The sequence below is a fragment of the Streptomyces sp. NPDC048623 genome (assembly GCF_040650755.1).
GTDB lineage: Bacteria > Actinomycetota > Actinomycetes > Streptomycetales > Streptomycetaceae > Streptomyces.
The window spans coordinates 1-23,726 of the sequence record NZ_JBEZHV010000033.1; the positions used below are offsets into that span (position 1 = coordinate 1).

General features: G+C 70.6%; 23 protein-coding genes. 22 read left to right on the forward strand and 1 reads right to left on the reverse strand.

Going from position 1 to position 23,726, the window contains the following annotated elements; genetic code table 11:
- Positions 1–117: 117 nt before the first annotated feature.
- Positions 118–1,083: a zinc-binding dehydrogenase gene (locus AB0C73_RS32510; protein WP_362536991.1), complete on the reverse strand. Its 966-nt coding sequence runs from the start codon at positions 1,081–1,083 to the stop codon at positions 118–120.
- A 362-nt stretch (positions 1,084–1,445) separates the two neighbouring features.
- Between AB0C73_RS32510 and AB0C73_RS32515 the strand changes: the two genes are divergently transcribed.
- From AB0C73_RS32515 to AB0C73_RS32620, 22 genes are all read left to right on the forward strand, one after another.
- On the forward strand, positions 1,446–2,492 hold the full coding sequence (locus AB0C73_RS32515) for a ketoacyl-ACP synthase III (protein ID WP_362536992.1): 1,047 nt from the start codon (positions 1,446–1,448) through the stop codon (positions 2,490–2,492).
- Positions 2,493–3,266, forward strand: a complete 774-nt coding sequence (locus AB0C73_RS32520) for an SDR family NAD(P)-dependent oxidoreductase (RefSeq protein ID WP_362536993.1) — start codon at positions 2,493–2,495, stop codon at positions 3,264–3,266.
- A 12-nt stretch (positions 3,267–3,278) separates the two neighbouring features.
- Positions 3,279–4,682 (forward strand): class I adenylate-forming enzyme family protein, encoded by a 1,404-nt coding sequence (locus AB0C73_RS32525; protein ID WP_362536994.1) that lies wholly within the window; start codon positions 3,279–3,281, stop codon positions 4,680–4,682.
- A gap of 133 nt (positions 4,683–4,815) precedes the next feature.
- Positions 4,816–5,667 carry a hypothetical protein gene (locus tag AB0C73_RS32530; protein WP_362536995.1) on the forward strand — a complete coding sequence of 284 codons (852 nt, stop codon included), beginning with the start codon at positions 4,816–4,818 and terminating at the stop codon, positions 5,665–5,667.
- A 280-nt stretch (positions 5,668–5,947) separates the two neighbouring features.
- A complete protein-coding gene (locus tag AB0C73_RS32535) occupies positions 5,948–6,592 on the forward strand; it encodes a response regulator transcription factor (protein ID WP_362536996.1) in 645 nt (214 codons plus the stop codon).
- Positions 6,585–7,283: a 4'-phosphopantetheinyl transferase superfamily protein gene (locus AB0C73_RS32540; protein ID WP_362536997.1), complete on the forward strand. Its 699-nt coding sequence runs from the start codon at positions 6,585–6,587 to the stop codon at positions 7,281–7,283. Before AB0C73_RS32535 ends, AB0C73_RS32540 begins: the two co-directional genes overlap by 8 nt.
- A 139-nt stretch (positions 7,284–7,422) precedes the next feature.
- Positions 7,423–7,878 (forward strand): pyridoxamine 5'-phosphate oxidase family protein, encoded by a 456-nt coding sequence (locus AB0C73_RS32545; protein ID WP_362536998.1) that lies wholly within the window; start codon positions 7,423–7,425, stop codon positions 7,876–7,878.
- Positions 7,879–7,914: 36 nt separating this feature from the next.
- Positions 7,915–9,117, forward strand: coding sequence for an MFS transporter (locus AB0C73_RS32550; RefSeq protein WP_362536999.1), 1,203 nt, complete (start codon positions 7,915–7,917; stop codon positions 9,115–9,117).
- Positions 9,118–9,341: 224 nt separating this feature from the next.
- Entirely contained in the window at positions 9,342–10,178 is an 837-nt protein-coding gene (locus AB0C73_RS32555) for a 2-amino-3,7-dideoxy-D-threo-hept-6-ulosonate synthase (RefSeq protein WP_362537000.1), read from the forward strand.
- A 49-nt stretch (positions 10,179–10,227) separates the two neighbouring features.
- A complete protein-coding gene (locus AB0C73_RS32560) occupies positions 10,228–10,500 on the forward strand; it encodes a phosphopantetheine-binding protein (protein WP_362537001.1) in 273 nt (90 codons plus the stop codon).
- A complete protein-coding gene (locus AB0C73_RS32565) occupies positions 10,497–10,760 on the forward strand; it encodes a hypothetical protein (protein ID WP_362537002.1) in 264 nt (87 codons plus the stop codon). Before AB0C73_RS32560 ends, AB0C73_RS32565 begins: the two co-directional genes overlap by 4 nt.
- Positions 10,750–11,958, forward strand: coding sequence for a beta-ketoacyl-[acyl-carrier-protein] synthase family protein (locus tag AB0C73_RS32570; protein ID WP_362537003.1), 1,209 nt, complete (start codon positions 10,750–10,752; stop codon positions 11,956–11,958). The genes AB0C73_RS32565 and AB0C73_RS32570 overlap by 11 nt, the downstream gene beginning before the upstream one ends.
- Complete coding sequence (locus AB0C73_RS32575; protein WP_362537004.1) at positions 11,955–12,704, forward strand: ketosynthase; 750 nt, start codon at positions 11,955–11,957, stop codon at positions 12,702–12,704. The genes AB0C73_RS32570 and AB0C73_RS32575 overlap by 4 nt, the downstream gene beginning before the upstream one ends.
- Entirely contained in the window at positions 12,701–13,195 is a 495-nt protein-coding gene (locus tag AB0C73_RS32580) for a hotdog fold thioesterase (RefSeq protein ID WP_362537005.1), read from the forward strand. The genes AB0C73_RS32575 and AB0C73_RS32580 overlap by 4 nt, the downstream gene beginning before the upstream one ends.
- Before the next feature lie 6 nt (positions 13,196–13,201).
- The gene (locus AB0C73_RS32585; protein ID WP_362537006.1) at positions 13,202–14,446 is read left to right on the forward strand and encodes an NAD(P)/FAD-dependent oxidoreductase; all 1,245 of its coding nucleotides are present in this window, start codon (positions 13,202–13,204) and stop codon (positions 14,444–14,446) included.
- Between the two features lie 4 nt (positions 14,447–14,450).
- Positions 14,451–15,353 (forward strand): arylamine N-acetyltransferase, encoded by a 903-nt coding sequence (locus AB0C73_RS32590; protein WP_362537007.1) that lies wholly within the window; start codon positions 14,451–14,453, stop codon positions 15,351–15,353.
- Between the two features lie 28 nt (positions 15,354–15,381).
- Positions 15,382–16,566, forward strand: coding sequence for an LLM class flavin-dependent oxidoreductase (locus tag AB0C73_RS32595; protein ID WP_362537008.1), 1,185 nt, complete (start codon positions 15,382–15,384; stop codon positions 16,564–16,566).
- Positions 16,563–17,648 (forward strand): pyruvate dehydrogenase (acetyl-transferring) E1 component subunit alpha, encoded by a 1,086-nt coding sequence (gene pdhA / locus AB0C73_RS32600; protein ID WP_362537045.1) that lies wholly within the window; start codon positions 16,563–16,565, stop codon positions 17,646–17,648. Before AB0C73_RS32595 ends, pdhA begins: the two co-directional genes overlap by 4 nt.
- 2 nt (positions 17,649–17,650) lie before the next feature.
- Entirely contained in the window at positions 17,651–18,631 is a 981-nt protein-coding gene (locus tag AB0C73_RS32605) for an alpha-ketoacid dehydrogenase subunit beta (protein ID WP_362537009.1), read from the forward strand.
- A 10-nt stretch (positions 18,632–18,641) separates the two neighbouring features.
- Entirely contained in the window at positions 18,642–20,039 is a 1,398-nt protein-coding gene (locus tag AB0C73_RS32610) for a dihydrolipoamide acetyltransferase family protein (RefSeq protein WP_362537010.1), read from the forward strand.
- A 44-nt stretch (positions 20,040–20,083) separates the two neighbouring features.
- On the forward strand, positions 20,084–21,115 hold the full coding sequence (locus AB0C73_RS32615; protein WP_362537011.1) for a patatin-like phospholipase family protein: 1,032 nt from the start codon (positions 20,084–20,086) through the stop codon (positions 21,113–21,115).
- Between the two features lie 1,014 nt (positions 21,116–22,129).
- Entirely contained in the window at positions 22,130–23,539 is a 1,410-nt protein-coding gene (locus tag AB0C73_RS32620) for a family 2B encapsulin nanocompartment shell protein (protein ID WP_362537012.1), read from the forward strand.
- Positions 23,540–23,726 lie beyond the last annotated feature (187 nt).

A 23,726-nucleotide genomic window follows, 5' to 3' on the forward strand; every position in this document is an offset into this window, starting at 1 on the left:
CTGGCCGCTCGCCCTGCGGGTGCTCACCGGCGGCGCGTCCGTCGCGCTCAACGTCGGCAACTCCGTCCTCGACGGCGACTGGGTCGCTTGGCCGCGGTGCGCACCGGCCCGTTTCCGCTACGGGATCGTCAGTACGATCTTGCCGAACAGGTCCCCGCGCTCCATCCTCTCGAAGGCACGGCGAATGTCGCCGAGCGGGAAGACCGAGTCGACGACCGGCCGCACGTTCTTGGCGACACAGAAGTCCAGCAGGGCAGCGAGTTCCTTCCTGCTGCCCATCGTCGAGCCGATGACCCGCAGTTCGCGGTAGAAGATGTGCTGGAGTTCCCCCACCGGCGGATTGGGTCCGCTGGTGGCGCCCGAGATGACGAGGCGTCCGCCGTCCTTCAGGGAGCGGATCGAGTGCGACCAGGTGGCCGCGCCCACCGTCTCCAGGACCGCGTCCACCCGGTGCGGCAGCCGGGCACCCACCTCGAAGGCGGCCTCCGCGCCCAGGCCGAGGGCCCGCTTGCGCTTGACGTCGTCGCGGCTGGTGACGAACACCCGGAACCCGGCCGCCGAGCCGAGCACCACCGCCGCGGTCGCCACGCCACCGCCGGCCCCCTGCACCAGGACGCTGTCGCCGGGGCTGAGCCCGGCATTGGTGAACAACATCCGGTACGCGGTCAGCCACGCGCCGGGCAGGCACGCGGCCTCCTCGAAGGTGAGCGCGGCGGGCTTGGGCAGCAGGTTCCAGCGCGGTACGGCGATCCGCTCGGCGAACGTGCCGGGGTACTTCTCGGACAGCATCGAGCGCGGTTCGTCGGGCCCGACGCCGTGACCACTCTCACCGATGACGGAGTGGATGACCACCTCGTTGCCCTGCTCGTCCAGGCCGGCGCCGTCGCATCCGAGGATCAGTGGCAGGTCTTCCGCAGTGACGCCCACTCCGCGCAGCGACCACAGGTCGTGGTGGTTGAGTGTGGCGGCGCGCAGCCGCACCGTGGTCCAGCCGTGTGGCACCCCGGGCTCCGGCATCTCGCTCAACTCCAGTCCGTTCAATGGCTGTTGAGCGTCGATACGAGTGACATAGGCAGCGATCATGCGGCGAGGCTAGCCGCCGGGAACGCGAGAGCGGCTGCCCGGCGGGGGTCCCCCTTCGGCTGCGACGAAAGGGCACCGCCAACGGGTCTGTGCGCCGCCCGGACAGCGGGGGGAGTCTGGCACGGCAGTTCGGGGCACGGCACACACCCCGTGCAGAACAGGGACGAGCGGCCGATCCAGCGCCGCCGCCGGGCGGGATCCGCGCCACGGCGGCGCCGGGCGGAACCGGGCCCGAGTTGTCGGGCCACTCGTCCGCCCGCACTGGCCGCCGGCGCGGCGGACTCCTTCCGACCGCCGCCGGCGGCATACAGCCACCCGTTAGGCGCCGCACCGGCGGCGCCCGCCAGAGGAGAGTCCGACCTATGACGAAGGCTGCCAGTCCCACCGCCCACGGCGTGGGCATCCGGGCCATCGGGGGTTACGTGCCCGATCGCGTGGTGACCAACGCGGATCTCGAACAGCGCCTGGAGACGACGGACGCCTGGATCACCGAGCACATCGGCATCACCACCCGGCACTGGTCGGCCCCCGAGGAGCGCACCTCCGACCTCGGTGCCGCCGCGCTGCTCGACGCCTGCGAGCGGGCGGGCGTCAGTCCCGACTCCATCGACCTGATCATCTGCGGCACCTTCACCCCCGACCACATGCTGCCGGCCACGGCGGTGGCCATCGCCCGCAGGCTGGGCCTGTCCGACACCCCCGGCTTCGACGTCAACAGCGGCGGCTGCCCGGGCGGTACGTTCGCCCTGGACGTCGGCGCCAAGTACCTGATGTCGGGCCAGTACCGCCGTATCGCCGTCGTGCTCGCCGACACGACCAGCAAGACCCTCGACCCGGAAGACCGCACGGTCGGCGTGATCTTCGGGGACGCCGCCGCCTGCTACCTCCTCGAGCCATGCGCTCCGGGCACCGGCATGACGCCGGCCCTGCTGCGCAGCGACCCCAGCGCGTACGAGACCGCGTTCATCAAGCGGGAGCAGCGCACCTGGTCCACGGACGGCTCGGAGAAGCTCTCCGGCTTCGGCACCAACTTCATGCACATGCACGGCCGTTCGGTGCGCAACTTCGCTCTCGACACCATGCCGAACTTCGTCCTGGAGCTGCTGGAGCACCACGAGATGCAGGTCGACGACATCGACCTGATCATCTTCCACCAGGCCAACTACCACCTGATCCACCTCCTGATGGAGAAGATCGGGCTGCCTGCCGACCGCACACTCACCAATGTCCAGCGGCTGGGCAACACCTCCGGCGCGGGCGTCCCGCTGGTCCTGCGGGAGGCCGTCGACACCGGTCGAGTCAAGGCCGGGGACACCGTCGTACTGGCGTCGTTCGGCGCGGGCATGAGTCACGGCGGCACTGTCATCAAGTGGAATGCCGTCGAAGACTTCCTGGTGCCGGTCGGCTAGATGAACACCGAAGGAAAGGTCGCCCTCGTCGCCGGCGGCACCTCCGGTCTCGGCCTCGCCGTGGCCGGACGTCTGCTGGCGGCGGGCGCGGGTGTGGTGGTCATGGGCCGCGACGCGGAGCGCGGGCGGGCGGCGTTGGCGGAGCTCGGCGCCGGCGCCTCGTTCACCCCGGGTGACATCACCGACCACACCGACGTGGCCGCCGCGGTCGCCGAGGCCGTCCGCCGGGGCGGCCCGCACATCGTCGTCAACTGCGCGGGGGTCACGGGCGCGGGCCGGGTCGTGGGCCGCTCGGGTCCGTTGCCACTCGCCGAGTTCCGCCGCCAGGTCGAGGTGAACCTGATCGGCGCCTTCGACCTGGTGCGCACGGCGGCGGCACAGATGCTGCGCCGGCCCGAGGGCACCGGTCCCGACCCGGAGGAGCGGGGCGTCATCGTCTGCACCTCTTCCATCGCCGCGTACGACGGCCGGCGAGGCCAGGCCGCCTACGCGGCATCCAAGGCGGGTGTCGTCGGCATGACCCTGCCGCTCGCCCGCGACCTGGCCGAACACGCGGTTCGGGTGGTGACGGTCGCGCCCGGTCTGTTCGACACACCGATGTTCGCCGCGCTGCCCGACCCGGTGCGTGGCGCGCTGGCGGACAGCACCCCGTATCCGCGGCGGCTCGGCCGGCCCGAGGAGTTCGCGGCCCTGGTGCAGCACATCGTGGAGAACCCCATGATCAACGGCGAGGTGGTCCGGCTCGACGGGGCCTCCCGCCTGGCCACTACCTGAGGAACGGATGACATGGCCGACAGCACACAGTTCAGGACCTGGCTCGAGACCCGGCTCACGGAGGGCGGCGATGACGTATGGGCCGTCGGGAAGGCCACCGTCACCCGGCGCGAGCTGCGCGAACGCGTCTCCTTCGAGCGGGCGGCGCTGGCTTCGCGCAACATCACCGAGGGCAGCGCGGTGGCCGTGCAGATGATGCCGAGCTTCACCCTGATCTCGATTCTGTTCGCCCTCTGGTCGACCGGCGCCCAGGTGCAGCTGCTCGACCCGCGCCTGACGAAGCCGGAGACCACGCGGCTGCTGGAGCTGTGCGGGCCACAGTTCCACATCACCTCCGGCGACAACGGAGGTGTGTTCAGTTCGTTCCGTGACGAGACGCCGGTGGAGGTGCTCCGCCTCCCCTCGGGCCGGCCCGCCGAGTCGGACCATCCGCTGGTGCAGTTCAGCTCCGGCTCCACGGGCCTGGCGAAAGTGATCGGCCGTACCAGCCCCTCGCTCTGCGCGGAGATCGAGCGCTTCGCCCGGCTGCCCGAGATGCCACGGACCGGCGAACCGGTGCTGCTGCTCAGCTCGATCATGCACTCCTTCGGCCTTGTCGGCGGCATCCTGCACAGCCTCGACGTGGGTTCCCCGCTGCACTTCAGCAGCCGACCGCACGCCCGCGACCTGGTGCGGTTGCTGGCCGAGCGCGAGATCGCGGCCGTCTTCGGCGTACCGCTGCACTTCGGGCTGCTGGCCCGCGCACGGGACGTGCCCGAACTTCCGGCGCTGCGGCTCGCGGTGAGCGGCGGCGAGTTGCTCGACCCCGCGGTGTACCAGGACTTCAAGACCGGCTTCGGTGTCGCCGTCGGGCAGGCCTACGGCATGACCGAGACGGGGATCATCGCCACCGACCTGGACGGCCGCTACGGTCCGCCGACCGTCGGCGAGGTGGTGCCCGGGCTGCGGACCGAGGTCCGCGAGGACACCCTTCGGGTCCAGCTGCCGCAGACGCCGTACCTGTACGCGGACCGCGCCGACCGCTTCCGCGACGGCTGGCTCGACACCAAGGACCGCTGCACGGTGCGGGCGGGCAGCGGCGCACTGGAGATCTCCGGACGCGCGGACTCGCTGGTCGCGGTAGGCGGGCTCAAGGTCGACCTCACCGAGGTGGAGAAGGTTCTCGGTGAGCACCCGGGCGTCGAGGAGGCCGTGGTGGTATTCGGCGACGCCATCGAGGCCCATGTGGTCACCGTCGGCAAGGTGTCGCGCGGTGAACTCCTCGGCTGGTGCCGTGAACGGCTGGCGTCGTACAAGCTGCCGCGGTCCTTCCACTACGCGTCCCGGCTGCCGCGCACCTCGAACGGGAAGGTCGTGCGCAATCGTGAGCAACTGCACATCGCGCACGGCCGCCGTCCGACAACGCCCAGCCCCTGAGCCTGCAGCGACCAAGCGGAACATAAGCTTTTTACAAGGAGATCATTAAGTATCCCCTCGAACACCTTAAGTTAGGTGGACGTCTCAACTGTCTGCCCGCAGGCGGCGGATGTCATACGGGGGGAATCGGGTCATGAGATCGGCACGAAGTGATCAGGGGCGCGCCCACGGCGATGTTCCAGGGGAGCCGGGCGGCAACGCGGTGTTGGACGAACTCGCGCTCGAAGCCGAATCGGCGATCGCCCGGCTGCGGCGGTCCCTGGCCGCCCTACCGCACCCAGCCGTGACGGCCGAGGCCGAGGAGCAGCTGGACAGCGAGGAGCTGCGGGCACTGTTAGCCCAGGTGGCCGACACCAGCCCCGGGCCGGCGCTGGAGATGCGCCCGGGCGCGGGAACGCGTCCCGAGGCATTGCGGCGGATGCCCGCCCTGGAGTCGGAACTCTTCGCGCGGGGTGTCGAGCTGCAGGTGCTCTGCCAGCACGTCACACGCTTCGACCCCGATCTGCGCGAGGAGCTGCGACTGCTGGAGGAGCAGGGCGCCCTGGTCAGAACCATGGAGACGCTGCCGGACTGGTTCCTCGTGTTCGGCGACACGCTCGCCCTGGTGCCCGCCGGCGAAGGAGGCGTCCGTGCCGTCCGGGGTCCCGCGATGGTCTCGGTGCTGAGGGCCGTGTTCACGGACTACTGGCTCAGGGCCCGGCCGTTCTCCCAGGGCGGCTGGCGCGGGCCGCACATGGAGGAGGTCTCGCAGGAGGTCGACGCCGTCATCGTCCGCATGCTGTGTACGGGCGCCAAGGACGAGTTGGTGGCCCGGCGGCTGGGCATGTCCGTACGGACGCTGCGCCGCCGTATCGCCGACATGCTGACCGGGCTCGGTGCGGAGAGCCGCTTCCAGGCGGGGTTCGAGATCGGCCGATCCCTCGGGGACGATGCGATCTGCGATGCCGAGCGTCGCCTGGAGAACAGGTTCGGATCCTCGGCCTGAGCCGGGGTCTCGATGCATCACCTTGCTGCCAGGCAGCAACCTGAGGTTCCCAGAAGTGGATTGATCAGATTCCGTCGATCAGGATGGTCTCCGGAGCGTCCGAGTCCCGGCCGATGAAGTCCAGGTGTCATACCCGCGATAATCCGCAGCTCCGCAAAGCGCGAGTTGCGGATTATCTCGTGCAGCGCTCCGTCTCGTTTGATTCGATGAAGTGCTACAGGGGGTTGGCATGTCGAGTACGGTGCTGCTTGAAGAAACTCCGCTGCAGGACGAGAACAGGATGGCGAAAGGAGTACTCGTCGCCCTGTCCGGCGAAGTAATACGCTGGGGAATCTGCAACATGCTGGAGCGTCTCGATCCACCGCGGCACATCCAGCCGCACAGCGATGTGGTCACCGCTTCCCAGGTGCTGCGCGACGGGCAGTACTCCTTGGTGATCGTCGATGCCACCGACGGCGAGGACGACCTGCTGCGGCTCGCCGAGGAGGCCGCGGAGCTCGGGGTGAAGGTCCTGGTGCTGCTGGACCGTGCCGACGCCGGCACGGTGGAGCGGATCGCTTCCCTGCCCGCCGACGGCTTCCTGGTCCAGTCCGACCTCACTCTCGAGTGCATGAACGAGACTCTGGAACGCCTCGACCGCGGTGACCTGCCGATTCCGGCGACCATGGTGCGCCAGCTCATGGCCCGGGCCCGCAGCGGCGCCGCCCGCTCCTACCGGACGCAGGTGCGGCTGACCCCGCGTGAGCAGGACGTGCTGCGGCTGATGGGCGAGGGGATGAGCAACAAGCAGATCGCCCGGCGCTTCGGCATCTCGGTGCACGGGGTGAAGAGACACGTCACCAACGTCCTGGCCAAGCTGAACTGCCCCAACCGCACCCAGGCCGTGTCGATCGCGATCAAGCAGGGTTTGCTCGGCAATGCCTGATGCACCCGTCCTGCCGGCGGCGCCCGGCCCCACCGGCACCGTGGCCGTTCACCTCAGCCGCTTGGACGAGCCCGGTACCGACACCGCGGCCGAGGCGTACTCGGCCCTGCTCACGCCGGACGAGCGGGCGCGTGCCGGGCGGATGCCGCCCGCCGAGCAGGCGGTGTGGAGCCGGTCCCGGGTGCTGCTGAGGACCGTGGTGGCCCGGCAGCTGGGCTGTGCCGCCCGTGAGGTGCGGCTCGGCCGTGACCCGTACGGTCGGCCCGTGCTGCCGGACGCACCCACGCTGCACATCAGCCTGTCCCACACCACCGGCTGCTGTGCGGTGGCGGTCAGTACGCAGGGGCCGGTCGGCGTGGACGTGGAGTGGGTTCGGCCGGTGAGCGTGCCGGACGGACTGGCCCGGCGCATCCTCGGCTCAGCCGAGCTCCGCGACTGGGAACGGGTACCGGGACCGCACCGCACCCGGTGGCTGCTGCGCCGCTGGACCTGGAAGGAAGCGCTGCTCAAGGCCGAGGGCCTCGGCCTGCGCGGCGGGTTGCGCTCCTTCGCGGTCCGGCCGACGCCGGCCGGGCTGCGGGTGAGCGGCACCCGGCACCGGCCGGACGGCTGGCGCCTGTACGAGATCCCGGCCGGCTCGCGCCACGTCGCGGCGGTCGCACACGACCGGCGCGCCGCGGCGACGCACTGACGGCGGTCCCGCACCGCCGCCCGAAATCCACCGAACGCACGGAGTGCTGATTCGGCCTGGCCGAATTCCGTCCGTACGTCCGGAGAACAGAAGAGGTCCCCGTGGGAAATCCCGCCCACAACCGGAAAGGAAGATCCTGATGACGAGAGACGCCAAGGGGCGCGTTGCGCGGCCCGTGCAGGCGGTGCTGATAACTCGCCGTCGGGACGACGGAATTCAGGCGTCTCCCGTGTCGGCTCTGGCAATAGGCGAGGAGACGTTCCTCGTCACCTCCAGTGAGGTGACCGCCAAGACACGGAATATCAGACGAGATCCCCGAGTGGCGCTCTGTGTGGTTTCCGAAAGTTGGTACGGGCCCTGGAAGACAGTCGAGGGAAGGGCGGAAATCCGGTCCCTCCCCGAGGCGTTCGAGGACCTCAAGGAATTCCATCGCGTGCGCGACGGCGGACGCCTGTCCGTGACGCCGGAGACCGAGCGGCGGCTCCTTCACGCCTGGGAGGCCGAAGCGAAGGTGCTGATCGCCGTGCAGGCCGAGCGCATCGCGCGCGCCCCCTCGCTCGACGAGCTCGCCGCGGCCATCGCAGCCCGCCGCTAGACCCCAGATCCCTTCCCGCTCTCCCCAGGAGAAGAAATGAAACGCATCGCCCCGCTGGCGCTGGGTATGTTCGCCATCGGACTGGACGCCTTCGTGCTGTCCGGACTGCTGCCGGGCATGGCCGACTCCTTCGACGTGTCGCTGGCCGCCGTCGCCCAGGTCGTCACCGGCTTCACCTTCGCCTTCGCGCTCAGCGCACCTCTGCTGGCCGTGGCCACGGCCAAGATCGGCCGCAAGAAGCTGGCCCTTTACTCCCTCGCCATCTTCGCCGTGGCCAACGCGGCCAGCGCGCTCGCGCCCTCGCTGTGGATGATGGTGGTCGTGCGCGTCCTGGCCGGCGCCATCGGCGGCGTGTACTCGCCCGCGGCGATCGGCACGGCCGTCCAGCTCGTGCCTCCGGAGCAGCAGGGCCGGGCCCTGGGCACCGTGATGAGCGGTCTTTCCGTGTCCACGATCCTCGGCGTGCCGGTGGGTGTGCTCGTCGGCACGCAGGTCGGCTGGCGCGCCGCCCTGTGGGTCGTGGTCGGTGTCATCGTCGTCGCGATCGTCGCCATCGCTTCTCTGGTGCCCTCGGTCGGCGCCCTGCCCGCGCCCGGCCTCAGGGAGCGTTTCTCCGTGCTGGGCGACGGCCGCGTCCTGGTGCGGATGTTCGTCATGTTCCTGTACGGCGTGGCCCAGATGGGCCTCGTCTACACGTTCCTGCCCGCGATCCTGAAGGACAGCGCCGGCGTCTCCGAGAAGAGCCTGCCCGTCTATCTGCTGATCGCCGGTGTGGCCTCGTTCGTCGGCAACGCGCTGGCGGGGTCCCGGCTCGACAAGGGTGCCTCACCCAAGACGATGCTGGGCGCCGCTCTCGCGGCGGTGGCCGTCATCATCGCCGTGTTCCCCTACGGGGCGTTCAACGCCGTGGCCGCCGGACTCGTCATCCTCTTCTACGGATTCGCCGTGGCCCACGTGCAGTTGCCCCTCCAGTACCAGCTGATGCGGATCGTTCCGGAGCACACCAGCATCGTCATCTCGCTGCTCAACTCCGCCCTGTACCTGGGCACCGCGGCCGGTGCCGCCGTGGGCGGCGCCGTGCTGGCGGGCGCCTCGACGACGGCCCTCACCTGGACCGGTGCCGCCGTGGTGGCCCTGGCCCTGGCGATCAGCGCCGCCCTCAGGACGCAGGACGTCCCGCGGTCCGCCGCACCGGCACAGCCGACGTCCGCCAACACCCCGGCGGATGCCACCTCCTGACCCACCGCCACCAGGAGTCGCCCGACAAGAGCCCCGGGCCCGTCGCACACCTCGCGACGGGCCCGGGGCCCTCCTGCGTTCCGGGGCTCGGTGGACTACCTGGTCGGCTACCTCCGATGGCGTGTTCGCACGCCCCGCAGGACCTGTCCTTTCGAGGATTCCGCGCAGGCCGGAGCGCCGAAAGAATTCCCTCAGTGTTCCCGCCACTTGGGGGTAGATCGAAGATGGACACCTTGACCACCGGCCTGGACGTGAGGCTCGCCAGGCTCTCCCGGCATCGCGCCGGACGCTTCCTGTTCGTGCCCATGGACCACTCCGTGGCCGACGGCCCGATCACCACCGCCGCCGGGTTCAACGAACTGGTGCGCACCGTCGCGGACAACGGAGCCGACGCGATCGTCGTGCACAAGGGCCGCGCCCGCGCGGTCGATCCGCGGCTGCTGGCCGGCTGCGGGCTGATCGTGCACCTCAGCGCCAGCACCCCGCACGCACCCGACGGCGATGCCAAGATCCTCGTAGGGGACGTGGCGGAGGCGGTCCGGGCCGGGGCCGACGCGGTGAGCGTGCACGTGAACATCGGCTCCGACACCGAGGCCGCGCAACTCGCCGACCTCGGCACGGTGGCCCGCGCCTGCCAGGAGTGGAATCTGCCGCTGCTGGCCATGATCTACCCGCGCGGCCCGCGCATCTCCGACCCGCACGTGCCCGCGCTGCTCTCGCACGTCGTCAACATCGCCGCCGACCTGGGCGCGACGCTGGTCAAGACCACCTGGGCGACTCCGGCCGAGCGCATGGCGGAGGTCACCGAGAGCTGCCCCATCCCGGTGCTCGTGGCCGGCGGCCCGAGCGAGGCGGGTGGTCTCGCCGACTACGCGGCCACCGCCCTCGACGCCGGCTGCCGGGGCCTCGCCGTGGGCCGCCGTGTCTTCCACAGCGCCGACCCGGGCGCCGCCGTCCGCGAGGTCGCCGCCGTCGTACACGGCCGCCGCCCGGCGCTGACCACCGCGCTGCCGGCCTTCGCCGCTGTGTCCGGCCGGGCGACCGTGCCCGCCCAGCTCTGAGCCATCCCCACGTTCGTCAATCCCACGACCCGCCAAGGAAGCCGAAACCATGCAGGAAGAGATCCAGGACTTCGTCCTCGCCGTCATGCGCGATGTCATCAACATCCCCGTCCCCGAGGGTGCCGACGCCGACACCCCGCTCGGCCCCGATGGCCTGGAACTGGAGTCCCTGCCCATGATCGAGCTGCTGTTGCAGCTGGAGGGCGAGTACGGCATCGAGCTGCCCGAGGAGGACGTCGACCCCGAGACGGTCCGCACCCTCGGCCAGCTCGTCCAGGTGGTGGTCGACCGACGCTCGACGGTGGCAGGGGCCGCTCGGTGATCACCCGCAGCGACATTCAGCGGCTTCTGATCGACAGCGGAATCACACCCGAACCCGGCCCCGGTGAGCACGCCGAGTTCGTCGTCGACTCCCTCACTCTCGTCTGGATGCTGCACCTGCTCGACGAGCGGTACGACATCAGCTGGGAGCCCGAGGAGGACGAACTCGTCGAGTTCACCTCGGTGGGCGGCGCCCAGACGGTGCTGGCCCGCCGCTTCCCCGGCCTGGTGGAACAGGGAGAGGTAACCCATGGCAACTGACGTGGCCATCACCGGATACGGAGTCTTCACCGCGTACGGATTCGGCGCCCAGGCCCTGCGCGAAGGACTCTTCGCCGGCCGCGACGCCTTCACCCCCGTCACCCGGTTCGACTCGACGCCGTACTACGCCGACCGTGCGGCGACCTACGAGGGCGAGGGGCCGGAGATCCCCGGCACCCCGGTCAAGCCGGGCGTCACCCCCGGGCAGGCGGAGGTGCTGCGTGCCTGCGCGCTGGCCGCCCTCGCCATGGCAAGGCACGACGGAGCCGACGCGCCGGTCCTGCTCGGCACCGCCGGCGACCACTCCGCCAACCGCGGCTTCTGGGAGGACATCGCCGCCGGACGCACCCCGGTCGACCCCCGGGTGCTCGACAGCCTGCCCGCCCGGCTCGCCGAGCGGCTCGGTGAGGAGCTTGGCCTCGGACGGCAGAGGCTGGCGTTCGTCAACGCCTGCGTCGCCTCCACCAACGCCATCGCGCACGGCGCCGAACTCATCAGCCGAGGTGCCGCCGACATGGTCCTGGCCGGCGGCTCCTACCTCGTCACCGAGGACGTGTTCGCCAAGTTCGACTCCGGCAAGGCCCTGAGCCGTGAGGGTGTCGTGCGGCCGTTCGCCAAGGGCCGCGCGGGTCTGCTCCAGGGCGACGGCGCCGCCGTCCTCGTACTGGAGTCCGCGGCGCACGCACGGAAGCGGGGCGCCGACATCCTCGGCAAGGTGGCCGGCTGGGGCATGGCCGCCGACGCCCACCACGTCATCCAGCCGCACCCGCGCGGCGAGGGCATGGCCGCCGCGGCCGCCGCCGCCATCCGCCGGGCCGGCATCGCCCCCGAGCAGATCGGCTACGTCAACGCGCACGGCACCGGCACCCCGCTCAACGACGTCGCCGAGACGGCGGCCCTGCATCGCATCTTCGGCTCGCACGCACCCCGCGTCCCGGTCAGTTCCACCAAGAGCGGCACCGGCCACATGCTGGAGGCCACCGGTGCCGTCGAGGCGGTGATCACCCTGCTGGCGCTGCGCGACGGACTGCTGCCGCCCACGCTCAACCACCACGAGCCCGACCCGGCATGCGATCTGGACTACGTGCCGAACACCGCACGGGCCGCCGACATCACCCACGCGCTGTCGCTCAACGCCGCCTTCGGCGGCGTGAACGCCGCGCTGGTCCTGGAGCGCGCAATGGAGGACGCGACATGACCGCAACCGTGATCCCGGACTTCGTACGCCCCCGCGCTGTCGCGGGCGCCGCCTGTCTCGCGCCGTGGGGCGAGCGCGCCGCCGGCGTGCCGGGCGCCGCGGGCGAGGAACTGCCCAAGCTCGTCGGCTTCGTGCTGTCCCGGTTCAGCCCGATCGTCAACGCGGCCGTCGTCGAGTGCCTCGGCGACCCCAACTCCGACTTCAACCGCGTCGGCACCGCCGGCCCGCGCACCGCGATGGTGCTCACCACCATGTACGGCGACACCGTCACCGGCGACACCGCGACCGCCAGGATGGTCGAGGGCCAGGTGCACAGCCCGCTGCTGTTCTTCCAGTCGGTGACCACGTCGATCCTCGGAAACCTCACCAAGCGGTACGGCATCACGGGCCCGCTCACCTCCCTGTCCCACCTGACCGACCCGGCCGGCCAGGCGCTGCTGCTGGCCGACTCGCTGCTGGAGTCGGATGCCGTCGACCAGGTGGTGGTCGTGGGCGTGGAGACCGCCGCCAACGAACGGGCCCGTTCCGTACAGGACCGTATGACGGCCGCCGGTGAGTCTCCGGGCGCGCTGCCCGTCTCCGACGCCGCCGCCGTCGTCCTCCTGCGCAAGACCGGTCCCGGCACCGAGGAACTGTCGCTGCTCGAATCCTCCATCACCGAACCGGACGGGCCGGTGGCACCGGAGTACGGCTGGCTCAGCGGCCTGGTCGCCGCGGGCCGGGCTCGGACGGAGGACGCCGCATGAGCGCACCCGTGGACCTGTCGGCCACCGAACTCCCCGAGGAGCAGGCCGTCTTCGAGCCGCCCTTCGACCTGGAGACGCTGACCCGACCTGACCTGCTGACCACCAGCCTCGGCATCGTCGTGACGGACTGGAACCCGCAACGACTGACCGGCAGCCTGCCGCTGGACCGCAACCGCCAGTACTACGGCTTCCTGCACGGCGGCGCCAGCGCGGCCCTCGTCGAGACCCTCGGCTCCCTGGCCGCCGTCCTGGAGGCGGGCGTCGGCGGCATGGTCCTCGGCCAGGAACTGAACGTCACGCACCACCGGGCCGCCCGCGGCTCCGGCTCGGTCACCGGCATCTGCACCCCGCTGTTCGTGGGCACCTCGGTGGCGACGTACGAGGTCACGGTGCACGACCAGCGCGACCGGCGCATCGCCACCGGCCGCATCACCTGCCAATTGCGCCGCCGTCGCACCGTACGCGGCACCGAACTCGGGAACAAGGGGTAGCCAGCCATGGCCGACCAGTCAGCGGCGACGGGCCGCACGATCACGACGGACGTCTGCGTGGTGGGCGCGGGACCGGTGGGCCTGCTCGCCGCGCTCGCCCTGGGCCGCCAGGGCTGGCAGGTCACCCTGCTGGAGCGCCGTCCGCAGCCCGCACCCGACGCGAACCCCAAGGGCCCGGCCGTAGTGAACATCGTGCAGCCGGTCACCCTGCACCTTCTGGACCGGCTCGGTCTGCTCGAACAGCTCTCCGAACGTGCCGGGGTCATCCCGGGTGCGGAGATCTACTTCGGCGGCCACCTCGCCGCCCAGTACAGCTATGCCGAGCTGGCCGACTGCCCCGTACCGCACGCGTTGTCCATCCGCCCCTTCGACCTCGTACGGCTGCTTCTCTCCGAGGTCACCGACCTGCCGAACGTGACCGTGCTCTGGGAGGCGGACACCGAGGCACTGGTGTCCGGCCCGGACGGCGGCGAAACCCTCACCGTGCGCACCGGCGAGGAGAGCCTGACCGTGCGGGCGCGATTCGTGCTCGCCGCCGACGGTCGCGAGTCCACCGTCCGCGAACTGGCCGGCATCCCCACCGAGGTGATGCCCGCCGGCGGCTCCTACCTCGACGTCGTGGTGCCCAGCCCGCCCGACTGGGACGGCGCGGCCCGCGCCCACTTCGGTGCGCACGGCTACCTCCTGGAGACCCGGCGCGCCGAGGAGGGCCTGGTCCTGGTGTGGATCACCGACGCGGACACCGCCGGGAAGGTCGTCGAAGGCCCCGTCGAGGGCCTGGTCGAGATGCTGTCCGGGGTCGTCCCCCGGCTCGCCGACTGGATCGCCGAGCATGTCACCGACTGGGCGCAGGTCCGCCGCGTCCAGCACCACTTCGTCCGCACCAAGACCTGGAGCCAGGGCAACGTCGTCCTCATCGGCGACAGCGCCCACGGCATGCACGCCTTCGGCGGCCAGGGCCTCAACACCTCGCTCCAGGACGCCGCCTGCCTCGCCGAGGCCGTGGACAGCGCGCTGCGCGGCGACGCCGCGGCGGGCATCGAGAGCTACGAGGCCGTGCGCCGCCCGTTCATCGAGGCCTTCCAGTCCCTCCAGGTCAGCAACACCCAGCAGCCGCCGGCGCCCGCCGCCGGCGAGGAGGAACGCGCCCCCGAGTTCGAGGTACTCGCCCTCGGACAGCCCCGGATCCGCCCCCTGATCGCCGACGCCGCGCGCTTCCTCGCCGCGGACCTCGACCAACACCGGAGGTAGCCCCGTGTTCGACCTGAAGACGTACAGCCGGCGCATCGGCTACACCGGTCCCCTCACCCCCACCCCGGACGTGCTCCGCGAGCTGTGCCGGGCGCACGCCCTGAGCGTGCCGTTCGAGTCGCTGGACGCCATGGAGAGCCGACTGCTCCTCCAGGACGGCCCGCTCTACGACAAGATCGTCACCGACCGGCGCGGCGGCGCCTGCTTCGAGAACCACACGCTCTTCGCCCGCGTGCTGCGCGAGATCGGCTACGACGTCTCGATCCTCGGCGCCTACATGTGGCGCCCGCAGCACGGCGAGTACTCACGGATCTTCGCCCACATGCTGCTCAAGGTCCGCCTGGACGGCACCGACCGGCTCGTCGACGTGAGCTTCTCCCACGACACCTTCATCGAGCCCGTCCCCTATGTGCACGGCGAGTTCGAGCAGCGCGGCTGGACCTTCCACATCGCGCCCGCACCCGGCCTGCCCGGCGGCGAAGGCGTGGAGGGCGACTGCGACGTCGTCGAGCGGCGCGGCGCCGACGGGCAGTGGGTGCCGCTCTACAAGTTCGCCGACGAGCCGCAGGAGGTCGACCGGTTCCAGGAGTGCCTGGACTGGCTGTCCGGCCCTGACTCCCGCTCCCAGATCATGAACACGCTGATCTGCGCACGCACGCTGCCCGAGGGCAAGGTCACCGTCATCAACGACCTGCTCATCACCTCCCGCCCCGGCGAGGAGTCGGTGCGCAGGCTGCGCGACGCCGAGGAGGCCTCGGCCCAGCTCGGCCTCATCTTCGCGGACCACGCCCCGCTCGCGGACCGCGCCCGCCAGATCTGGCACGCGCGCTTCGGCGACGGGCCTGCGCCGGCGGAGGAGCCGACCGCCCCCGCGCAGACGCCGGCCGTGGCGGCCTCCGACTGGTGAACCCCGAACTCCCGAAGGACTGACGCACATGACAGCCGAAGCCGTATCTCCCGCACAGCCCCTCAGCTTCGGGGCCTTCCTTTCCCCCCTCCACCCGCTCGGCGAGGACCCGACGCTCACCATGTGGCGGGACCTCGACCTGATCACCTGGCTCGACCAACTGGGCTTCGAGGAGTTCTGGGTCGGCGAGCACCACTCCGCCGGCTGGGGCGTCATCCCCTCGCCGGAACTGTTCATCGCCGCCGCGGCCGAACGCACCCGGCACATCAGGCTGGGCACCGGTGTGATCAGCCTGCCCTACCACCACCCGTACATGGTGGCCGCACGTGCCACGCAGCTCGACCACCAGACCCGGGGCCGATTCATTCTGGGCGTCGGCGCGGGCTCGCTTCCCTCCGACATGCACCAGCTCGGCATCGCGCCCGCCGAGACCCGGCAGCGGACCGCCGAGGCGCTGGAGACGATCCTGCACCTGCTGCGCTCCGAGGAACCGCTCACGGTGGACCGGGGCTGGTACCGCCTCCAGGACGCCCGCCTCCAGCTGCGCCCGTGGTCCCGCGACGGCCTCCAGGTCGCCCTGTCCAGCGCCACCTCCCCGTTCAGCATGAGACTGGCCGGACAGCACGGCATCGCCCCGCTCTCCTTCGGCGCCCCCCGGCCCGGCAGCGGGCCCAGCGATCTGAAGGAACAGTGGGCCCACCTGGAGGCGTCCGCCGCCGAGCACGGGCGTGACGCCGACCGCTCCCTGTGGCGCATCACGCTGCCGCTGCACATAGCGGAGACCCGAGAGGAGGCCTTCGCCCAGGTCCTCGACGGCTGGCTGCGCTACCGCAACGAGTACTGGGCCGAGACCCTCGGCCTGCCGGTCGCGCTCTCCCGCGACGAAGCCCGCAAAGCGCTGGAGTCGACCGTCGACAACCTCGGCGCGGTCATCGGCTCCGTGGACGAGGCGATCACCGCGATCCGCGAGATCCAGGAGGTCACCGGCGGCTTCGGCCGGTTCCTGGTCAACGTTCAGGACTGGGCGTCCCACGAGCAGACGAAGCGCAGCTTCGAACTCCTCGCCCGGTACGTGGCCCCCCGGTTCACCGGTGCCCTGCGCGGTCTGGAAGCCTCTCAGCGCTGGACCGCCGAGCGCAGCCAGGAGTTCCTCGGCGCCGCCTTCGCGGCCCAGCAGACAGCCATCACGCAGAGCACGGTGGCGGGTGGCTGAGGATGGCCCAGGCTGCAGAGCCGGACTACGTCCAACTCCTCACTCCCGAAGGCCGGCGCATCGAGCACCCGGTGTACGGCCTCGACCTCGCCCAGGAGGAACTGCGCGGTCTGTACCGGGACATGGCGCTCACCCGCCGCTTCGACGCCGAGGCCACCTCCCTGCAGCGCCAGGGGGAACTGGGTCTGTGGCCGTCCTCGTCCGGGCAGGAGGCCGCCCAGATCGGCTCCGGCCGGGCCCTGCGGGACGAGGACCACGTCTTCCCGAGCTACCGTGAGCACGGGGTCGCCTGGTGCCGTGGGATCGATCCGACCCAGTTGCTCGGCCTGTTCCGCGGCGTCAGCCACGGCGGCTGGGACCCGGCCACCGCGAACTTCCACCTCTACACCCTCGTCATCGGCTCCCAGGCGCTGCACGCCACGGGCTACGCGATGGGCGTCGCCAAGGACGGCGCGGACAGCGCGGTGATCGCCTACTTCGGCGACGGCGCCTCCAGCCAGGGTGATGTGAGCGAGGCCTTCAACTTCGCGGCCGTCTACAACGCGCCGGTGGTGTTCTTCTGCCAGAACAACCAGTGGGCGATCTCGGTCCCGACCGAGAGACAGACCCGCGTCCCCCTCTACCAGCGCGCTCAGGGCTTCGGCTTCCCCGGCGTCCGCGTCGACGGCAACGACGTGCTGGCCTGCCTCGCGGTGACGAGACGGGCGCTGGAGCGGGCGCGCGCGGGCGAGGGCCCGACGTTGATCGAGGCGTACACGTACCGGATGGGCGCCCACACCACCTCCGACGATCCCACCCGCTACCGTGCCGAGTCGGAGGTGGAGAGCTGGCGTCACCGCGACCCGATCGACCGTCTCGCTGCCCACCTGATCAGCGAGGGTTGGGCGGACCGCGCCTACCTGGACGCGGTGGAGGAAGAGGCGGAAGGGCTCGGCCGGAGGGTACGTGAGGCGGTCCGTGCCATGCCGGACCCGGATCACTTCGCCATCTTCGAGAACGTGTACGCGGACGGCCATGCACTCGTGCGTGAAGAACGGGCCCAGTTCGCTGCCTACCAGGCGTCGTTCGCAGGAAGGGCCTGACCATGGCAACGGCAGAGATGGCTTTGGCCAAGGCGATCAACGAGTCCCTGCGCCGTGCCCTGGAGACGGACCCCAAGGTCCTCGTCATGGGCGAGGACGTCGGCAGGCTCGGTGGTGTGTTCCGGGTGACGGACGGTCTGCAGAAGGACTTCGGTGAGGGGCGGGTCATCGACACCCCGCTGGCGGAGTCGGGGATCGTGGGTACTGCGATCGGTTTGGCGTTGCGTGGTTACCGGCCGGTGGTGGAGATCCAGTTCGACGGTTTCGTCTTCCCGGCGTACGACCAGATCGTCACGCAGCTCGCGAAGATGCACGCCCGTTCGCTGGGCAAGGTGAGGCTCCCGGTCGTGGTGCGCATCCCCTACGGCGGTGGCATCGGCGCGGTCGAGCACCACTCGGAGTCGCCGGAGTCGTTGTTCGCGCACGTGGCGGGCCTGAAGGTGGTGACGCCCGCGAATGCGTCGGACGCGTACTGGATGATGCAGCAGGCCGTCCAGAGCGACGACCCGGTGATCTTCTTCGAGCCCAAGCGGCGTTACTGGGACAAGGCGGAGGTGAACACGGAGGCGGTCCCCGGTCCGCTGCACAGGCTCCAGGTCGTCCGTGAGGGCAGTGACCTGACGCTGGCCGCGTACGGTCCGATGGTGAAGACCTGCCTGGAGGCGGCCTCGGCGGCCGCCGAGGAGGGCAAGTCGCTGGAGGTCGTGGACCTGCGCTCGATCTCGCCGATGGACTTCGACGCCATTCAGGCGTCGGTGGAGAAGACCCGCCGACTGGTCGTGGTGCACGAGGCGCCGGTGTTCTTCGGTTCGGGTGCGGAGATCGCAGCCCGGATCACGGAGCGGTGCTTCTACCACCTGGAGGCCCCGGTGCTGCGGGTGGGCGGTTATCACGCGCCGTATCCGCCGGCGCGGCTGGAGGAGGAGTACCTGCCGGGTCTGGACCGGGTACTCGACGCCGTCGACCGCTCGCTGGCGTACTGAGGAGAGGGTCGTGACGACGATGACGGAAGCGTCCGTACGCGAGTTCAAGATGCCGGACGTGGGCGAGGGGCTCACCGAGGCGGAGATCCTCAAGTGGTACGTCCAGCCCGGTGACACGGTCACCGACGGGCAGGTGGTGTGCGAGGTGGAGACAGCCAAGGCGGCTGTCGAACTGCCCATCCCGTACGACGGTGTGGTGCGCGCGCTGCATTTCCCGGAGGGCTCCACGGTCGGCATGGGCACCGCGATCATCGCGGTGGACGTCGCGGGCGAGCCTGCCGCCGAGACGCAGGTCCCGGTCCCGGCCCCGGCCCCGGCCCCGGCCCCGGTCGCCGAGGAGGAGAAGAAGTCCGAGGGGCGTCGGCCGGTCCTCGTCGGCTACGGCGTCGCCGCGTCCTCCGCGAAGCGCCGTCCGCGCATGGGACCCACGGTTCCGGTGCAGGAGGCGTCGGCCGCGATCCAGGCCGTGCAGACCGAGCTGAACGGCCACGGTCCCGCGCCCGTGAGGGAGCGCCCGCTGGCCAAGCCGCCGGTGCGCAAGCTGGCCAAGGACCTCGGTGTGGACCTGGCGACGGTGGTTCCGTCCCGCCCGAACGGCCTCATCACGCGCGAGGACGTGCACGCGGCGGCGGTCCCGGCGCCCGAGCCGGTCGTGGAGGCGCCCGCGCCTGCCCCGACCCCGGCCCCGGTGGCGGTGTACGACACCTCCCGTGAGACGCGCATCCCGGTCAAGGGGGTGCGCAAGGCGACGGCCGCGGCCATGGTGGGCTCGGCGTTCACCGCGCCCCATGTCACGGAGTTCGTGACGGTCGACGTGACCCGCACGATGAACCTGGTCGAAGAGCTCAAGCAGGACAAGGCGATGCAGGGGCTGCGGGTCAACCCGCTGCTGCTGATCGCCAAGGCCCTGCTGGTGGCGATCAAGCGCAACCCGGACATCAACGCGTCCTGGGACGAGGCGAACCAGGAGATCGTCCTCAAGCGCTATGTGAACCTCGGCATCGCCGCGGCCACTCCGCGGGGTCTGATCGTGCCGAACATCAAGGACGCGCACGACAGGACCCTGCCCCAACTGGCCGAGGCTCTCGGCGAGTTGGTGTCGACCGCGCGGGACGGCAAGACCTCTCCCGCCGCCATGCAGGGTGGCACGGTGACCATCACCAACGTCGGTGTCTTCGGTGTGGACACCGGTACGCCCATCCTCAACCCCGGCGAGTCCGCGATCCTCGCGGTCGGCGCGATCAGGCTCCGGCCGTGGGTGCACAAGGGCAAGGTCAAGCCCCGCCAGGTCACGACGCTGGCGCTGTCCTTCGACCACCGCCTGGTGGACGGGGAGCGCGGCTCGAAGGCGCTGGCGGACGTGGCGGCGATCCTGGAGCAGCCCAAGCGCCTGATCACCTGGGCGTAGGCAGGAACGACGACCGCTGGAAACCGTCGGGCCCCTGTTTCGGTGTGTGGGGCTCAGGCCCGTACCGGCTCCCGGTCCTCGTCGCCGTGCGGTCGGCCGTCCGCCTCGGCGGCCGGCCGCCCGCGTGGGCTCTCGCCCTCCACGTCCCCGCGTATCAGGCCTGCGCGGCCTCCATCGAGCGCGCCACGGCCCGTTACTTCGACTCCGGGCCGCTGATCCCCGCCGTCATGGCCTCCTGCGCGGTGCCCGGCCTGTGGCCGCCGATGGTGATCGGCAAGGAACACTACGTCGACGGCGGCGTCGTGGAGACCGTCCCGGTCAGCCGCGCGGTCAGCTACGGCGCCACCACGGTCTACGTCCTGCGCCTGCGCCAGCGCGAGCCGCGCCTGGCCCCGCCGCGCTGGCCCTGGCAGCTGGGGTCCGCGGTGTACGAGGTCTCCCGCCGCTATCACCTCGGCCAAGTGCTGAACCACCGCCCCGACGGCGTCGTCATGCACATCAACAACGACGGCGTCATCACCCTGGACGAGCTCAACGAGGCGTTCCAGGACTACTTCACCAGCGACGACGCGGGAGCGGTGGGCAACATGATCTTCGGATGGGAGCCGTCAGAGGACCGGACCGTGTCCGCGACCGGTTCGAACTGCATGCAGTCCGCCCGCTGTCCCGGCGTGATGACCAGGGACAGCGGGCGGCGCTTGCCGCCGACCGCCAGATGGACCTTGGCGACAGCCGGTGGTTGCTCCCCGTTGATCACCGGCCGGTGGTCCCGGCATCGCCCGCAGCGGTTGTCGCTCCTCGGCAACAGAGGCTCCAGCACCAACCATTCGCCGTCCGTGAGGTCCACTCTGCTGAGCAGGATCACAACAACGCCCTGTCGATGGCCCCGGAAATACAGCTCTCACAAGAGAGTTCACATCCCGGCCAGCCCCGCAAGCGCCCTTCCCGGGCGGCAGGATCGACAAGGGCGCTCGTCGGTCAAGGAAGCGGATGTTGTGGGGCCGGGGCAGACTCCCTGCCGGGGCAAGGCCGTCCGTGCCCGCACGGCTCGTCCCGGTGCTGTGAGCGCCGGTTGAGGGCACGTTTCTCCTGGCCGCCGCTCTGCGCTGCGTTCTCCTCGCCGGTGTGTCGACTGCCTTGTTCACCCAGGTGTACGGAGGAGTCGAGCCAGTAGGCGCCGAGCAGTCGGGCCATGTGCGTGGTGTCGTTGGATCTGTCCATGATCGACACAACGACGACAGGGCGCGACTGGAACGGTGGAATACCCTGGCGTGGGGTGGCGGATGCCGGCATGTTCTCACCGGCTCAACTCACGCCCGTCGTAAGGGGAGTTCATGTCGGCACCCGGGAGGCGTGGCGTTTCAGGGGTGACCCGGGCGCATCGGTCAGCTGGTCCACCTGCGGCTCCCGCAAGGGTTTGCCCGGGATGCAATCCTCCCGGTGGGAAATGCTGCCGATCGACGTCCTGGGACCAATCGATCGGCGACGTGATCGGCCAGACTCTGCTGGAGCCAGCGGCCGGCAGCCGAGGGTCCCAAGGGGTCCGGTGTTCGCGAGAGCGGCTACGACGACCAGGCCGCCAGGCGGTACGCAAGGCATGGCGCCAGGCGTGGCCGGCGGGGCTGACGCTCGCATAGTTGTGCCGGGCGACCACGCGCAGGCCGTCGCAGCCCCGTCGGCAACGGCGGAATTCGGCTCCTGGCACACCTCAGACGGAAGGGGCCACGCGTGGAAGGACGGGGGCGCACTCATCTGTGGCTCGTGGCGCGGCCACCACACCCCTGACGACACCATCCCCAAGGTGGCCTTCGAACAGCCAGTCGGCGCTCATCGCCTGATTCACTCGTCCGATTGAGTCTGATCGCATGTGATTCCCATCCGACCGGCCAGCGGGTGACTCCGCACATTCGAACAGGCTCCTCATGCCCGAGTCCGGTGGCAATAATTTCCTGCGGCGGGCACTTCACGGGCCGTCCGACTTGTGGAATCTCCGCTGCGCACAGGCCATCTGATGCCTATTCGGATCCATGCTGTGTCTGACGCTCTGCCCAGCCTCAGACCACGACCCAGGATCAGGATCGGGACCAGTCATGACCGCCGAGACCACTCAGCCAAGCCCGCAGAGCCTCAGTACCTCCGCCGCGAGGAACCTCGCCGCCACCACCAAGACCGTGCCTCAGATGCTCGGGATCACCCCGCGCTACCTGCTGCGGGTGCTGCCCTGGGTGGAGCTGGAGGCGGGGGTCTACCGGGTCAACCGCCGCCGCGGCTTCATCATCGGTGACGGGCTGATCAGCACCAGCACCGGCGGCGACGGTCAGGCCCGGGTGATCGCCGAGGACCTGCGCGAGATCGGGTTCCTCAGCCAGCAGGACAGCCCGCTGCTCAGCACCCTGGCGCAGGGCTTCGTCCAGCACCAGGTGGCGCCCGGCGAGTTGATCGTGGACGCCGACGCCCCCGCCGGACACCTGTACGTCATCGCTGCCGGCCGTGCCGAGAAGCGCGCTGCTGGCGAGCTCGGACACGACGCCCTGGTGGCCGTCCTCGGCGACGGCGACTTCTTCGATCCCCACGCGTGGGCGACCGACTCGCCGATGCCGTACCGGGTCAAGGCCGTCACCGCGTGTACCGTGCTGAGCCTCGACCGCCGTATGCTCCTCGAACTCGCCAGCCGTGAGCCGGCGTTGCGTGCCCAGCTGGATGCCCTCAGCTTCGACGGGCCGGCCGATATCGAGCGTGAGCAGCCGATCGACCTCAGCGCCGGCCACACCGGCGAGCCCTATCTGCCGCAGACCTTCGTGGACTACGAAGACAGCCCCCGCGAGTACGAACTCGCGGTCGCCCAGACCGTCTTGAAGGTGCACACCCGGGTCTCGGACATCTACAACTCCTCGATCGACCAGGTGCAGGCCCAGCTGCGGCTGACCGCCGAGGCGCTGCGCGAGCGCCAGGAGTGGGAGATGATCAACCACCCCGAGTTCGGCCTGCTCAACAACATCGCACCCACCCAGCGCGTGCGCACCCGCAGGGGCGCGCCCACCCCGGACGACCTCGACGAGCTGCTCACCCGCGTGTGGAAGCAGCCCGCGTTCTTCCTCGCCCATCCCAGGGCCATCGCCGCCTTCGGCCGCGAGTGCACCCGGCGCGGGGTGCCGCCGCAGATCGTCGAGCTGTTCGGCAGCCCGTTCCTGACCTGGCGCGGCGTGCCGCTGCTGCCCTCCGACAAGCTCGACCTCAAGGGCTCCGCCAGCTCGGCACCCGGCACCACCAACATCCTGCTGATGCGGGTGGGCGAGGACAAGCAGGGTGTGGTGGGCCTGCGGCCTGCGAAGGTTCCGGACGAGGTCGAGCCCGGCCTGTCGGTGCGCCCGATGGGCGTCGACCTGCAGGCCATCACCTCGTACCTGATGACCAGCTACTTCTTGTCGGCGGCGCTGGTGGACGACGCCATCGGAGTGCTCCAGAACGTCGAGGTGTCGAACTACTATGACTACTCCTGACAGCCGCTGGGGCAGCTGGCCCGACTTCTTGCCGGCCGTGCCGTCCTTGCCGACTGGCGCGGCTTCGGCACCGGCGGGACATCCGGCCGGACCACCCGTGGCGTCGGTGTCGAAGCCAGAGCCGGCCGTCCCGGCCCCGCCGTCGACACCAGCCGCACCGATCGCCCCCACCGTGTCGCCGCGGTCG

What these genes read in the sequence shown, in the direction of transcription:
- AB0C73_RS32530 (WP_362536995.1), top strand. Translation starts at nt 4,816, where the DNA reads ATGAGATCGGCACGAAGTGATCAGGGGCGCGCCCACGGCGATGTTCCA.
- AB0C73_RS32550 (WP_362536999.1), top strand. Translation starts at nt 7,915, where the DNA reads ATGAAACGCATCGCCCCGCTGGCGCTGGGTATGTTCGCCATCGGACTG.
- AB0C73_RS32570 (WP_362537003.1), top strand. Translation starts at nt 10,750, where the DNA reads ATGGCAACTGACGTGGCCATCACCGGATACGGAGTCTTCACCGCGTAC.
- AB0C73_RS32555 (WP_362537000.1), top strand. Translation starts at nt 9,342, where the DNA reads ATGGACACCTTGACCACCGGCCTGGACGTGAGGCTCGCCAGGCTCTCC.
- AB0C73_RS32585 (WP_362537006.1), top strand. Translation starts at nt 13,202, where the DNA reads ATGGCCGACCAGTCAGCGGCGACGGGCCGCACGATCACGACGGACGTC.
- AB0C73_RS32545 (WP_362536998.1), top strand. Translation starts at nt 7,423, where the DNA reads ATGACGAGAGACGCCAAGGGGCGCGTTGCGCGGCCCGTGCAGGCGGTG.
- AB0C73_RS32575 (WP_362537004.1), top strand. Translation starts at nt 11,955, where the DNA reads ATGACCGCAACCGTGATCCCGGACTTCGTACGCCCCCGCGCTGTCGCG.
- AB0C73_RS32605 (WP_362537009.1), top strand. Translation starts at nt 17,651, where the DNA reads ATGGCAACGGCAGAGATGGCTTTGGCCAAGGCGATCAACGAGTCCCTG.
- AB0C73_RS32520 (WP_362536993.1), top strand. Translation starts at nt 2,493, where the DNA reads ATGAACACCGAAGGAAAGGTCGCCCTCGTCGCCGGCGGCACCTCCGGT.
- AB0C73_RS32510 (WP_362536991.1), bottom strand. Translation starts at nt 1,083, where the DNA reads ATGATCGCTGCCTATGTCACTCGTATCGACGCTCAACAGCCATTGAAC.
- AB0C73_RS32560 (WP_362537001.1), top strand. Translation starts at nt 10,228, where the DNA reads ATGCAGGAAGAGATCCAGGACTTCGTCCTCGCCGTCATGCGCGATGTC.
- AB0C73_RS32535 (WP_362536996.1), top strand. Translation starts at nt 5,948, where the DNA reads ATGGCGAAAGGAGTACTCGTCGCCCTGTCCGGCGAAGTAATACGCTGG.
- AB0C73_RS32515 (WP_362536992.1), top strand. Translation starts at nt 1,446, where the DNA reads ATGACGAAGGCTGCCAGTCCCACCGCCCACGGCGTGGGCATCCGGGCC.
- AB0C73_RS32595 (WP_362537008.1), top strand. Translation starts at nt 15,382, where the DNA reads ATGACAGCCGAAGCCGTATCTCCCGCACAGCCCCTCAGCTTCGGGGCC.
- AB0C73_RS32540 (WP_362536997.1), top strand. Translation starts at nt 6,585, where the DNA reads ATGCCTGATGCACCCGTCCTGCCGGCGGCGCCCGGCCCCACCGGCACC.
- AB0C73_RS32525 (WP_362536994.1), top strand. Translation starts at nt 3,279, where the DNA reads ATGGCCGACAGCACACAGTTCAGGACCTGGCTCGAGACCCGGCTCACG.
- AB0C73_RS32580 (WP_362537005.1), top strand. Translation starts at nt 12,701, where the DNA reads ATGAGCGCACCCGTGGACCTGTCGGCCACCGAACTCCCCGAGGAGCAG.
- AB0C73_RS32620 (WP_362537012.1), top strand. Translation starts at nt 22,130, where the DNA reads ATGACCGCCGAGACCACTCAGCCAAGCCCGCAGAGCCTCAGTACCTCC.